The following is a 12,131-nucleotide window of genomic DNA, read 5'->3' as shown; positions in this document are numbered from 1 at the left end:
ATGCTTTAATAATGACTTAATTGAGATATATACCCATATGTTGTTAACGCCAGTGGGCCACATGGAACCACAGGCTTAAGGAGAAAGATATGCCCATCGTGTTCATTCATGGCGTGAACAATCGCGTGGAGGACAAGGATTACGAGCCAGGAGTCCATAGCAAGCGAGAGTTTTTCCGAAGTACTTTCGCACCCCGGGTGGGGATGTCAGTCCAGCCGAAACATGTGATGTTCCCCTACTGGGGTGACAAGGGTGTTGATTTCCGATGGAGACAGGCTTCACTGCCACGCAGTTCGGATGATGTTGTTGCGTTGGGTTCAAATGATGCGGCACTCGAACTCTGGCTCAGCGAAGTACGGTTCCAGAAGCGCAGCGAGACAGTCAGTCTGTGCGAAATTAGCCGTAAGGAAGGGTTCGCAGCAGCGGTAGACCTGTTCTGGGACACTGCTTCAATCGCGGCCCACAATGACCATGCCCAAGAAATTGCCAAGTACTACGAGGCCTCACTGCGATATGCCGAAGATGATCCTGCCCCGGCATGGGCACTTGCAATGCCCCTTCTAGACAATGAATCATTCGCCCAAAAACTCCTCGAAACCAGTACACCTTATTTAATGCAGAACGGAGATGCTCCGGCTGCCGTGGCACTGGGAATCGGGGATTGGTTCGCCTCGGTACGTGACGCGATCCTTCGGCTTGGAAATGCGCCAGGCGACGCCGCCGGTACGGTAGCAGCCAAGCTAGGGCGCAAGTCAATCCATGAGGGTGCCTCCCGATTTCTGGGCGATATCTTCGTTTACCTTACGACGCGCGATCAAACGGGGTCCACCAGCATCCTGGCTGACGTCCTGGCGAAACTTCGGGATGCGCATGCTGCGAGAACCTCCGGTGATGAGAAGCTCGTCGTAATTGGCCATAGTTTGGGCGGCTTGCTTGCTTATGACGCACTCACCTACTACTTGCCTGACATCAAGGTGGATTACTTCATTACAGTCGGTTCTCAAGTGGCCTTGTTCGAGGAAATGACACTCTGCAAGACAAGCCAGTCCGGCGTACCCAAGAACCCTCCAAGCGACCGCTTGCCCAAGCCTGCGAATGTAGGACGTTGGATCAACGTGTATGACACGAATGACATGTTCTCCTTCCGAGTAGAAGGTGTGTTCCACGATGCCGAGGACTACAAATTCGACACAGGCTACGGTCTACTCGGTGCTCACGGTGGTTACTTCTTGAGCCCCAGCTTCTACAAACGACTCGCCATGAGGATCATGGAGGCGAAGGCGTAGATATGGGCATTGTTTTCCAATCTCAGGCATTCATGGCCGACCCTACAGTTACCGCGACACATGTTCTGCTTATTGGCTGTGGTGAGTACCCTGGTCTCGCTGCCGCACATAATGGACTGCAACCACTGATTCCCCCGCGCCTTTCAGTGGAGGCCGTGGCCAACTGGTTCCTTTCTGGTCGTGATGCTATGCCTGCAGGCCAGGAACAGCCTCCCGAGAGAGCGTTCCATAATCCGCATGCCCCGTTGGGGTCGCTTGCCATACTCACATCACCGGTAGGGGACTATACCTTGCCTTCGGGAGAGGTAGCAGCCTGTACCAGGCCAACCCTTACGAACTTGAAGGCTGCTGTTCATCAGTGGCTTCAACGGTTGGGTAACAACTCAGAAAGTCGAGGAATCTTCTATTTCTGCGGCCATGGACTGAGCGATGGAACCGTCCAACATTTGGTAGCAGATGATGTGATGGAGATTGAATATGACAAATGGGGCCCTCTCTTTCATGTCTCGAACACCTGTCAAGCTGCAATTCGAGCGACCCCCGCGACGCTGGCTTTCTGGATTGATGCCTGCATGGAGTTCAACGAACAACTTCTCAACAGCATAGCAGCCCCCCAATCGCTGATTCATGGGAGCCGTTCGGGCCCCCCCAGGACCAAGGACTGGTCGCTCATTGGGGCCACTACCATGGGCCGGAAAGCATATGCACCTGAACGTGGAGTGGCGCGCTTCACTGAGGCCCTGCTGCGTGCTCTACAAGGACATTGCGGTACCCAGTACGGAATGGATCAGGACTTCAGTATCGGGGCGAATGACCTACGTGCCGCAACAGCAGAATTTCTCGATTTGGCACAGCAAGGCGTTGAGGGAGAAGTCCAGACACTAGGTGGTTTCCAAGGGGACGGACCCGGGAGCACCGCGCTTCATGTTCTGTCCAACAGCCCACGTGTCCACGTTGAAATGGACATTGATCCACCAGGCTATAGAGCTCTCGCTACCGCCTTTATGGAGAATCTGGCCAATCCGCGGGAGCTAAAAAAGCTTAACAACGGACCGGCGCGGTTCCTCAAGGAGCGAGGCGAATGGACTTATGGAGCTTTATTCAACCAGGACAGATTCCCAATTCAAACGCAGCGTAGACTGTTGACATCAGCCGTCCTTCGTTGGCAGTTCAAAGTGCCGGAGTAAATCATGCAACGTCTCCGAGTTAGCATAACGGCCGGCACTGCGCTGGCTTTGCCAATAGAAATCTATACCCCGAAAGGCTCATTGATTGCCAGGGGGGCAGTCTCGTCTCGGGACACCAAAGTCTTTGAGCTATCCATGCGGGGAAAGGATCAGACAGATCGCTTGCTAGAGAGGGTCTATGTATTTGCAAAGCTTCCTAGAGGAACGACTATTCAGGAGGTTGTGGAACTGGGTGCCGAAGGGGGGGACGCAGTTCTCAACATAGCCAAGGGCAGCCCTTATGAGTGGCTCGAATGGGTAACGCCATTTCGTTCCCTGCGCCACCTAAGTGGCGAACAACCTCATGATCCAGTTGGGCTCTCCCTCAGCGCTTCCCGCAGAATTGGCAAGGTATGGGCAACACTCTGGGAATTTCAGGAGCGGCGTTGGGAGGCCAGGAATGTCCGTTTCGAAAGCCTCCAGGGGGGGCGAGGCATACGCCAGCTAACCATAGACGTTCCGCACCGCCCCCATTTGCTGCAGCTGGGCGGCGAAGAATTGGCATGGCGTCTGATATCGCTGCCACCGGGGGAGCAGGTGAACATTGCATTAACCCCTAGCCGACAAGGGGGAAGAGGAGATGCCCTCGATATCACCGTTGGTCGGCAGCACCCCGAAAACGAACTTGTTATGACCTACCTGTCTCAAGGCAACCTCCCGGAAGCATCACGACTGGCAGAACTCAAGTACATTGCAGACAGTATGCTGTACGAGAAATTCAACGATCCAATCTCAGCTGTCGCTGGTGGCTATATCCTGCTCAAGACAAATCAGCTAGAGAGGCGAGAAAACTGGTTGAGGAATTTGGAGCTCCACTTTCCTCATATTGCCGACGTCAAGATATTAAAGGCTGCACTGGCACGTGAACAGGACGGAGTCTCAGAAAAGGACATCCGCAAGATGTTGCTCGAAGCCATGGAGGTCGGTTTCCCAACTTTCTCGCTCGGCATGACCTTGTTGCTCGACAGTATGGCAGCTATGCACCGTGGGGAAGCTGAAAAGCCGCAGTTCCACAGGGCGTATCTTGCAGTCCAAGCCTATGTTCGAGCCATGTGTTCAAACGACGCATACTTGGCGTTTTATGGCAAGAGCCCTGCTGAGCCGTTGTGGAGTCCGATCTATGGTATGGAGAAAGCAGGTGCCGCCACTCCTGTGAGTCAAGGCTCCAGTCCGCCCGTCTTCATGCGTCGTCCCAAGGGGGCGCCCCGTTCAGCCCGGTATGGGGCTACCTCTGTGACACTACCTCTCGCTCCTGCAAGTAGGAAAATGTTTGAATTCACTCATGAACCTCATGAGACGCGGCAGGCACTGCAAGGCCGCATAACAACAGATCATTGGCTTAGTTTGCAAGACTTGACACAATCCGAATGGAAAAATGTCAAAGTCATAAAAAATAAGACAATCCCTTCAGTTGAAATACAGGAGCTTCCTAATTACTTAGCAATGCAAGAGGATGCCGGCCCTGCCATGAGCTCTGCCCCTCGTAAGCTCAAGCTGCACTCCTCTCTTCGACCTGAAGAGACCATTGAGCCAGCGTCTGCGCCCAAACCAAAGCCCAGCCAGAATGCAAAATACTGGCAGAATGAACGGATTACTCACTCAATTTCGGTAATGGATGAAGATGAGTAGAGGGACAATTCAGCAGATTAATGGCTGCCTGTACGGCCTTGCTTAAGAAGCCACTAAAATAAAGTGGAGCTCCAGTTGAACTGAAAAAGCATAGACTGTTTCGGGGGAGATTAAACGCAATAGTGGCAAGTCGCCTGTGTGCCTTTTTCTGTGAGGATATATCTATGAGCGTTCTCCCTGATCATATTCGCCTGGTTCAGATAAAAGGACCAGAATGGGAAGGCATCGCCATACCAGTATTCGTACCGCTCAGTGGAAACGGGGTGAGTTTATGTGGAGGTATTGTTTATTGGTCTGATATGCCAGCGAGTCTGCGTATATGCTTTATGCGGTGGTTGGAAAGTAGGCTTCTATCGATCAGTATGCCTCCGATTGACTTACCGAGGGGCGGCCGAAAGTACTTCCTAGAAGATGTATTGTCCGCAATGGAGTATGAGTAAACGATACTAATCTTGTGGTGTGTATTTTTCAGCAACCAACAGGCGACCAATTATTGGTCGCCTGCCAACCTTATTACTGATAGATGTTTATTTTAAGTTATTGGTTTTTTTGTTGAGATTTGGCAGATAATATGTATAGTTGCCATTATATGATCTCGTGCCAGATTTTGTATAGCCTGCTATCTGATCTTTAGGCAAGACTAATACTTTACATCTTAGTGACTCTCTCGTGGTAGGGCTCCTCGCGTCGATTTGAGAAAGTAGTAGCTCATCACATTTTGATGGCGTCATCTCTGCTGTCTTGGTAGTAAGTATTTGCCCCTCTAACGCACTTTTTTCTTTCGGTGTGGGCAGCAAGTGAGATGATGCTTTCACTCCTTCCTTGGCTATAAGCTTCGATTTGTCTGCCACCTCCTCTTTTACGAGAAGTTCCAGAACTGCCGTGCGACGTCCCCCCGACGTCCCCCCGGTATTGAGTAGCACGTGGCTTTAGAGTCCAATCCCTCGCGTGTGAGGTTGAACCGATCGCGAACATGTAAGGATCGCTTGCATGTTCGCGCAATTGATCAACAGCACTGGCTTATTGGCGGAGCGGTGCTGCTGTCTCAATGCTTTCTGCTGCTCAGCTTTACTCATCTCACCCCACACTCCTTGCAAACACCGCATTCGCCAGGTAGCGGCGCAGCCATTGCAGCAGCGGGGCGTTTTCCTGGCCGGCGCGCCAGTACAGGTGAACTTCCAGTGCCGGGAAGGCCAGGTCCTGGGCGTGGATTTCCACCAGTTTGCCGTTCAGGGTGGGGTAGCGGGCGATGTTCAGCGGCAGTACCGCCCAGCCCTGGCCCATGGCGGCCTGTTCGGCTATCACGTACAGGCTGTCGGTGCGCCACAGTTGCGGGCTGATGTGTTCGTCGGCGTCGTTGCGCACAAAGCGCGGAGTGACCAGTAGCTGGCGGTAGCGGGCCAGGGTCTGGCGGTTGATTTGTGCTTCTTGCAGCAGTGGGTGGCTGCTGCCCACCACCAGTACGCGCGGCACGGCGCCTACTGGCTCGGATGCCAGCATGGCATCGGCCGGGATGCGGCGGTAGGCCAGGCCGACATCGGCCTGGCCTTCGCGCAGCCAGGCGGCAATGTTGGCCGCAGAGCCATGGCTCAGTTCCAGTTCCAGCTGTGGAAAGGCTTGATCCAGTGCCTGTACCAGCTCCAGTTCTGCCGGGTAGGGCAGGCCTTCATCCAGCGCCAGCGACAGTTGTTCCGGCCGGCGGGCGCCAAGTGACAGGGCGCGGTTGTCGAAGTGCTGGCACTGGCGCAGCAGTTCGCGCGCTTCGGCCAGCAGCAGGGTGCCGGCCGGGGTGAGGCTGGGCAGGCGGCCGCCGCGATCGAACAGTTCGGTATCCAGGCTGGCTTCCAGCAGGGCAATGGCGGTGCTGACCGCGGACTGGGCGCGGCCCAGCTGGCGGGCGGCGGCGGAGAACGATGGTGCCTCCGCGGCGGCAACGAAGGTGGCCAGTTGCTCCAGTGTCCATTTCATCCGCGCACTCCAGAACACGGCTGCTTGCCCGGCGATGCTGTGTTGCTCATGTTGCTTTCTCCTTATCTATCAACCCTTTGCAGCGTGAGTGCTTGCGTTGGCGGCTTGTCCCGCAGCCTTATCCAGATCGAAAGCCAGGGCTTCTGGCGGCGCCTCCGCTACCCAGGCTATGCCGCGTCGGCTGCTTCTCTACGCACATTGACTTGCTGGGAAACCATGGTTGTTTCAAGTACCGATCTATCTGTTTATTAGATGGTTTCTATCTTTAATGTACCTGAATTGCAGATATAAGATGGCGGCAATTGATCTGCAGGCAGACGGGGCAGCAGCCCTGCTGTGTCGTGCAGCGTGGGTATGTCCCGAAAGGAAGGTGCAGGATGAACAGCTATCTGATGCTGGCGATTGCGATTGTGGCCGAGGTGGTGGCAACCAGCAGCCTGAAGGCCAGCGAGGGCTTTACCCGACTGTTGCCCAGCGTGCTGGTGGTGGGTGGCTATGTCACCTCGTTCTACCTGCTGCCGCAGATCATGAAGACCTTGCCGGTGGGCGTGGTGTACGCCATCTGGTGCGGGGTGGGTATTGTGGCGGTGGCGCTGGTGGGGCAGGTGCTTTACAAGCAGGTGCTGGATGGCGCGGGCTATCTGGGCATTGGCCTGATTGTGGCCGGAGTGGTGGTGCTGCAGGTGTTTTCCAAGACCAATGTGCACTGAACAGCCAGAGCACCCTAGCGGGCACCTCCCAAAACTCCCGCTTTCGTCGCGATTCTGCGTTGTACACGAAAATTTCTCCTTACATATCAAATACATGCGGCGTAGAAATTTTTCGTGTGCGCCTTGCCTCGCTTAGAAATCCGGGTTTTTCGAGGCACCCTAGCGTAGTTGGCTAGCCGGGTTATCTGCCTGCAGTAATTGCGGCAGGCGGGTACTGATGCTGTCCATGCCTTCGTTGAATGCCAGTCGAGCGGCGTTGCCTTGTGGGTGGCGGCGACTGAAGCCGATGTAGACGCCCTGGCTGCCGGCGGTAAACAGGTAGCGTACCCGGCTGGGGGCAATACCTGCCTGCGTTATCAGCTGCGCGGCCTGTTTCTTGGGGTCGGTTACCAGGACAGCGTAGTGGATGCGGCGTAGTACCAGCTTTTTCAGCAGGGTGGTTTCATTGTTGGAGTAGTCGATGTTGAAACGGCGCAGCGCCGCCATGACTTCCGGTGGGTATTCATAGCCATTGACCAGGCCGAAGTGGCTTCCGGCTGGCAGGTCACTCAGGCGCTGCGGGTGTGCCGGCGTGGGTGAGGCGGCAGTAAATACCTGGGCTTCGGAGGTGTACAGCGGCAGGTCGGAAAAGCTTACCAGGCCCTGCAGCGAAGGCTCCCACGCCATGTTGAAACAGGCGACGGCCTCGCCGGACATCACTCTTGCCTTGCAGCGGGCATAGGGCACCACCACGAGGTCGATGGCAATGCCACGCGCGAGAAACGCCTCGCGGACGATGGTGTTGGCATAGCCTGAGCCGTCTGGCCGCGACCATGGGCTGGCCGCGTCCTCCACCAGAATTTGCAGTGGCTCGGCGGACAGCGTCAGGGCAAACAATAGCGGCAGGGCAGCAAAGAGCCGGTGCGGTCGTGGCATGGGCGAGCCTTCGGGTGGCGTCAGCAGGTTCGCTTGTCAGTATGGGCTACGCAGCTGAATTTTTCCGGCGCTGCCAGCGCGCCGGTGCTTTCCATGGCAAGCGGTACCCGGGGCTGCAACCGGCGTTCGTGGCGCAGGCGGGGTGGCTTGTCGCCCAGGTGCCGTCCGTGCCGGCTTGCTGCGGTGGCAACGTTGGCCGCACAGCGGCGCTGGCGTTTGCCGTGGCTCAGTTGCCCACGCTTACCCGGTTGCGGCCGCTGCGTTTGGATTGGTACATCATCTGGTCGGCGCGCTGTAGCAGGGTGTGGTAGTTGCTGTCGCTGTCCTGCAGCTGGGCCACGCCAAAGCTGGCGGTGAACTGCACCGGCCCGGCTTCGCCGCGCAGCTGCCATTGCGCGATCTGCTTGCGTAGCCGCTCGGCCACTTTGCTGGCCTGGCTGCTGGCGATGCCGGGCAGCAGGATGGCGAATTCCTCGCCGCCGATACGGGCGACCAGATCCACCTCGCGTACCGCATGGCTGGTGGTATCCGCCACGCAGCGCAATACCGCATCGCCTGTGGCGTGGCCGTGGGTATCGTTGATCTGCTTGAAGTGGTCGATGTCGAACAGGATCATCGATAGCGGCTGCTGGTAGCGGCGGGCGCGGGCGTATTCCAGGTGGGCGCTTTCTTCGAAATGGCGGCGGTTGGCTACCGCGGTGAGCATGTCGGTGCGAGCCTGGCGCTCGGCTTCGTCGCGGGCGCGGACCAGCTCGGCGGTGCGCTGTTCCATGGTGCGGCTGAGTTCCTGCCACGCCTGTTGCAGCTGCGCCCGGGACTGCTGTTTTTCCTGCTGTGCCTGCTGCTCGGCAGCTTCCTTTTGTTCTCTCAACTGGCGGATGCGTTCCGCCAGTGCCATGGCCAATGGCAAGACACTGACGATGATGCCGAATTCGGCGGCGTGAAAGCTGGCAAAGCTGTAGGGCAGCAGGCCGATGACGGTAAGCATGGTGAGCAGCGCGCCGATCAGCCCGGCAAAGGCGGACAGGCTGAAGTAGCGTGCCGCCAGCTGGCCGCCGCGCCAGGCGGTAATGGCGGCCAGCGCCACCAGCGGCGGCAGTACCGCGGCCATGGCCATGGCCACGGCATCGTAGTGCATGCGGTCGCCGGACAGCAGGCTCAGCGCACAGCCTGTCGGCAGCAGCCACAGGTAGCCGCGCAGCAGGTGGTGGATGCGGGGCAGGCGCTGGCGGGTGTCGAGGAAGGCCATCACGAACAGGCAGGATGCGGCCAGGTACAGGTAGATCAGGCTGACATGCGCATAGTCGGCCCAGTGCGGTGAATCCGGCCACAGGTACTGGTAGGCAAAGCCGTTATAGGTGAAGTTCAGCAGAAAGAAGCCGAGCAGGTACAGGCTGTAGTAGCCGTAGGTGCTGTCGCGGCTGGAAAGCCAGATGAAGCCGTTGTACAGCAGCATTACCAGCAGCGCGCCGTAGAACACGCCAAAGAAGCTGGCCCAGTCGCGGTCGCTATCGTGGAAGGCGGCGGGCTGCCACAGCTCTATCGGGTTGAGGAAGGCTTGCTGGCTGGCTACCCGCAGGTAGTAGCGCGGCTGGCCGGGGGGAATGTCCAGCTCCACCACGAATTGCGGGTGGGTGTAGGGGCGGGCGGCAAAGGGCAGGGCTTCGCCCAGTTGCTGGCTGCGATAGCCGCCGTGGCTGGTCGGCTGGTACAGGCTGATGTGGTCCAGCCAGGGGGTGCGCAGCACCAGCAGCATGCGGCGGTGCTGCGGGCCGGGATTGGCGATGTCGATGCGGTACCAGTAGGCGCTGCGGCTGAAACCGTGGCTGTTCAGCCGCTGGGCGCGCAGCTGAAAGTCGGCATCGCGCTGCAGGATGTCGGTCAGCGTCAGCCGGCCGGTGGGGTCGGCCAGTTCGGTGGCAAAGTGGTTCAGCTGGTAGCTGGGCTGCTGCGTTGCAAGCGGCACGCTGGCGGCTAGCGCGGCGTGACAGCAGGCAAGGCAGAGTGCCAGCAGCAGCAACAGGCGGTGTGTGGTCATGGCTCGCAAGGCGTTGCAGGTTGGCCGCAACAGCGGGGAGCTGAGCGGCCTGACACGATGCTGAGCATGGTACCTGCGGCCTGCGCTTTAAATTGTTATTTAAAGTCACGCCATTATTATTACGATGTATTATCGATTCTGTGGGTAAATTTGTAAGGCATAGTCAGTTTTCAGCACATCGGCACCTCGAACACCCGGGTTTCCAATTGCGCTAAGTCGCGGCGAGGCCGGGCGCGCGCAAAAAATTCCGACACCACATATGGTCGATATGTCAGGAGGAATTTTTGACGCGCAACGCCGTATCGCAACGACAGCTGGCGTTTATCGAGGTGCCTATTGCACCTGCCCCCACCACAGCCCGGTGGCGGTGGTGAAACTGCCGTCCGCTTCCAGTTGCAGCGCGCTGGCGACTTCCTGCGCCGCCTCCTGCTGCAGCTGACGCAGCATGGCCACTTTTTCCGGCGGTGTGCGCATGCGCGTTACCCAGCTGCCGAACTCCAGTCGCAGCGGCCAGCTGTGGTGGGCCAGCAGCTGGATGCCGCTGGCGGCAAACAGCGCGCGCCATTCGCTATCGCTGCGGTCGCGCACGTGCGAGCGGTCGCGCAGCAGCTCCCAGCACTGCAAGTGGGTGTCGGCCAGCGCGTCTTCCGGCGCCTGCACATCGATGATCAGCACATAGCCGCCCGGCGCGGTAACCCGCCGCATGTCGGCCAGGCCGGCGGCCAGATCCAGCCAGTGGTGGGCGCTGTAGCGGCTGGCAACCAGCGGGAAGCTGCCATCGGCAAACGGCAGCGCGCCGGCCTGGCCGGGGCGGGTGTCGATATTGGGCAGGCCGCGTTCGGCGGCGGCGCTGGCCACGGTATCCAGCATGGCGGGTGCCGGGTCCAGCGCGGTGACCTGCGCCAGCAGCGGCGCCATGGCAAACGCCAGGTGGCCGGCGCCGCAGCCTACATCCAGCGCGCGGGCATCGCGGCCAAGGTTGGCCGCCAGCAGTTGCTGCGCCATGGCCAGGTCGGGGCCGGCGGCGTGTACCGCGCTGCCGAGATAGGCTTGCGCCTGCGGGTCGAATTGCCGGGTAGTGGTTTGCTGGTGCGCTTGCATGCTGGTGTCCTCTGCGATTGAAGCCAGCACCGTACGCCGCATTGCATACCGGTACAAGACAGGTGCTTATCCTGTTATACGGAGTAACAGCCTGCAAACTAAAGGACACCTCGAAAAACTCCCGCTTTCGTCGCGATACTGCGTTGCTCAAGAAAAATTTCTCCTTACATATCGAACATATGCTGCGTCGAAATTTTTCGTTCGCGCCTTGCCTCGCCGGATTATCTCGATTGGAAATCCGGGTTTTTCGAGGCGCCCTGAAGTCGCAGCGATTTATCATGCCGCCGCAGGCCTGGCTGGGCTATGGTGGGCGCATGGCATGCTTATCCTGGAGACCGTGATGTCGCTATCCCCCCGCTGGTCTGCCCTGCTGCTGACGGCACTGGCGATGCTGGCCTTTGCCGGCAATTCCCTGCTGTGCCGGCTGGCGCTGGCCACCACCCGCATCGATGCCGCCAGCTTTACCCTGCTGCGGCTGGGCAGTGGCGCGCTGGTGCTGACGCTGCTGCTGGCCGGGCGGCAAGGCCTGCGGGCACTGGCCGACAGCTGGGCCGGCAGCTGGGCCGGCGCCGGGGCGCTGTTCGTGTATGCGGCCGGCTTTTCCTTTGCCTACCTGGGGCTCACGACTGCTACCGGCGCCTTGTGCCTGTTCGGCGCGGTGCAGGCCAGCATGATTGCCTATGGCCTGTGGCAGGGCGAAAGGTTGGCCGCAGGGCAGTGGCTGGGCTTTGTCGCGGCGCTGGCTGGCCTGCTGCTGCTGTTGCTGCCGGGGGTAGCGGCGCCACCCTTGCCCAGCCTGGGGCTGATGCTGCTGGCCGGCGTGGCCTGGGGCGTGTACTCGCTGCTGGGGCGGCGCGCGGGTGACCCGCTGGCGGTAACGGCCGGTAATTTTGTCCGTGCGCTGCCACTGGCGCTGCTGCTGATGCTGCTGTGCTGGCCGGCGGCGTTGCCGCCACTGGATGGCGCGTTGTACGCGCTGGCCTCTGGCGCGCTGGCGTCCGGCCTGGGCTACGCCATCTGGTATGCCGCGCTGCGGCAGCTGGCTGCCACCACCGCGGCCACGGTACAGCTGAGCGTACCGCTGCTGGCGGCGCTGGCCGGCTGGCTGCTCCTGGGCGAGGCATTGTCCTGGCGCATCCTGCTGGCAGCGGTGGCGATACTGGGGGGCATCGCGCTGGTGATCGCCGGCCGGCGGCAGGCCAGCCGCTGACGGCGGTGGATTGTTGACATTGCCGCCGCCGGATTGGCCGGAATGTCG

Annotated in this window: 9 protein-coding genes; 5 read left to right on the top strand and 4 right to left on the bottom strand. The window is 59.1% G+C overall.

Going from position 1 to position 12,131, the window contains the following annotated elements; genetic code table 11:
• Nucleotides 1–89: 89 nt before the first annotated feature.
• From ACFOKJ_RS11355 to ACFOKJ_RS11345, 3 genes are read left to right on the top strand one after another with little or no spacing between them, the layout of a single operon-like run.
• Nucleotides 90–1,286, top strand: a complete 1,197-nt coding sequence (locus ACFOKJ_RS11355; RefSeq protein WP_390279619.1) for an esterase/lipase family protein — start codon at nt 90–92, stop codon at nt 1,284–1,286.
• Between the two features lie 2 nt (nt 1,287–1,288).
• A complete protein-coding gene (locus ACFOKJ_RS11350) occupies nt 1,289–2,473 on the top strand; it encodes a caspase family protein (protein ID WP_390279617.1) in 1,185 nt (394 codons plus the stop codon).
• 3 nt (nt 2,474–2,476) lie between these two features.
• Nucleotides 2,477–4,141 (top strand): hypothetical protein, encoded by a 1,665-nt coding sequence (locus ACFOKJ_RS11345; RefSeq protein WP_390279615.1) that lies wholly within the window; start codon nt 2,477–2,479, stop codon nt 4,139–4,141.
• 1,077 nt (nt 4,142–5,218) lie between these two features.
• On the opposite strand, the gene ACFOKJ_RS11340 is transcribed toward ACFOKJ_RS11345, so the two are convergent.
• Nucleotides 5,219–6,109, bottom strand: a complete 891-nt coding sequence (locus tag ACFOKJ_RS11340) for a LysR family transcriptional regulator (protein ID WP_390279613.1) — start codon at nt 6,107–6,109, stop codon at nt 5,219–5,221.
• 377 nt (nt 6,110–6,486) lie between these two features.
• On the opposite strand from ACFOKJ_RS11340, the gene ACFOKJ_RS11335 reads away from it, so the two are divergent.
• On the top strand, nt 6,487–6,819 hold the full coding sequence (locus tag ACFOKJ_RS11335) for a DMT family transporter (RefSeq protein ID WP_390279611.1): 333 nt from the start codon (nt 6,487–6,489) through the stop codon (nt 6,817–6,819).
• A 159-nt stretch (nt 6,820–6,978) separates the two neighbouring features.
• Here ACFOKJ_RS11335 and ACFOKJ_RS11330 read toward each other — a convergent pair whose 3' ends face one another.
• The 3 genes from ACFOKJ_RS11330 to ACFOKJ_RS11320 all read right to left on the bottom strand — a co-directional run bounded on the left by ACFOKJ_RS11330 (nt 6,979) and on the right by ACFOKJ_RS11320 (nt 10,873).
• Nucleotides 6,979–7,734 (bottom strand): substrate-binding periplasmic protein, encoded by a 756-nt coding sequence (locus tag ACFOKJ_RS11330; protein ID WP_390279608.1) that lies wholly within the window; start codon nt 7,732–7,734, stop codon nt 6,979–6,981.
• A 226-nt stretch (nt 7,735–7,960) separates the two neighbouring features.
• Nucleotides 7,961–9,772 carry a sensor domain-containing diguanylate cyclase gene (locus ACFOKJ_RS11325; RefSeq protein WP_390279606.1) on the bottom strand — a complete coding sequence of 604 codons (1,812 nt, stop codon included), beginning with the start codon at nt 9,770–9,772 and terminating at the stop codon, nt 7,961–7,963.
• 333 nt (nt 9,773–10,105) lie between these two features.
• A complete protein-coding gene (locus ACFOKJ_RS11320) occupies nt 10,106–10,873 on the bottom strand; it encodes a class I SAM-dependent methyltransferase (RefSeq protein ID WP_390279604.1) in 768 nt (255 codons plus the stop codon).
• A gap of 340 nt (nt 10,874–11,213) precedes the next feature.
• On the opposite strand from ACFOKJ_RS11320, the gene ACFOKJ_RS11315 reads away from it, so the two are divergent.
• Complete coding sequence (locus ACFOKJ_RS11315) at nt 11,214–12,083, top strand: EamA family transporter (RefSeq protein WP_390279602.1); 870 nt, start codon at nt 11,214–11,216, stop codon at nt 12,081–12,083.
• The last annotated feature ends 48 nt before the right edge of the window (nt 12,084–12,131 follow it).

This window comes from Vogesella amnigena (genome assembly GCF_042648905.1).
GTDB classification, from domain to species: domain Bacteria; phylum Pseudomonadota; class Gammaproteobacteria; order Burkholderiales; family Chromobacteriaceae; genus Vogesella; species Vogesella amnigena.
This window is presented reverse-complemented; position numbering and strand designations above follow the sequence as displayed.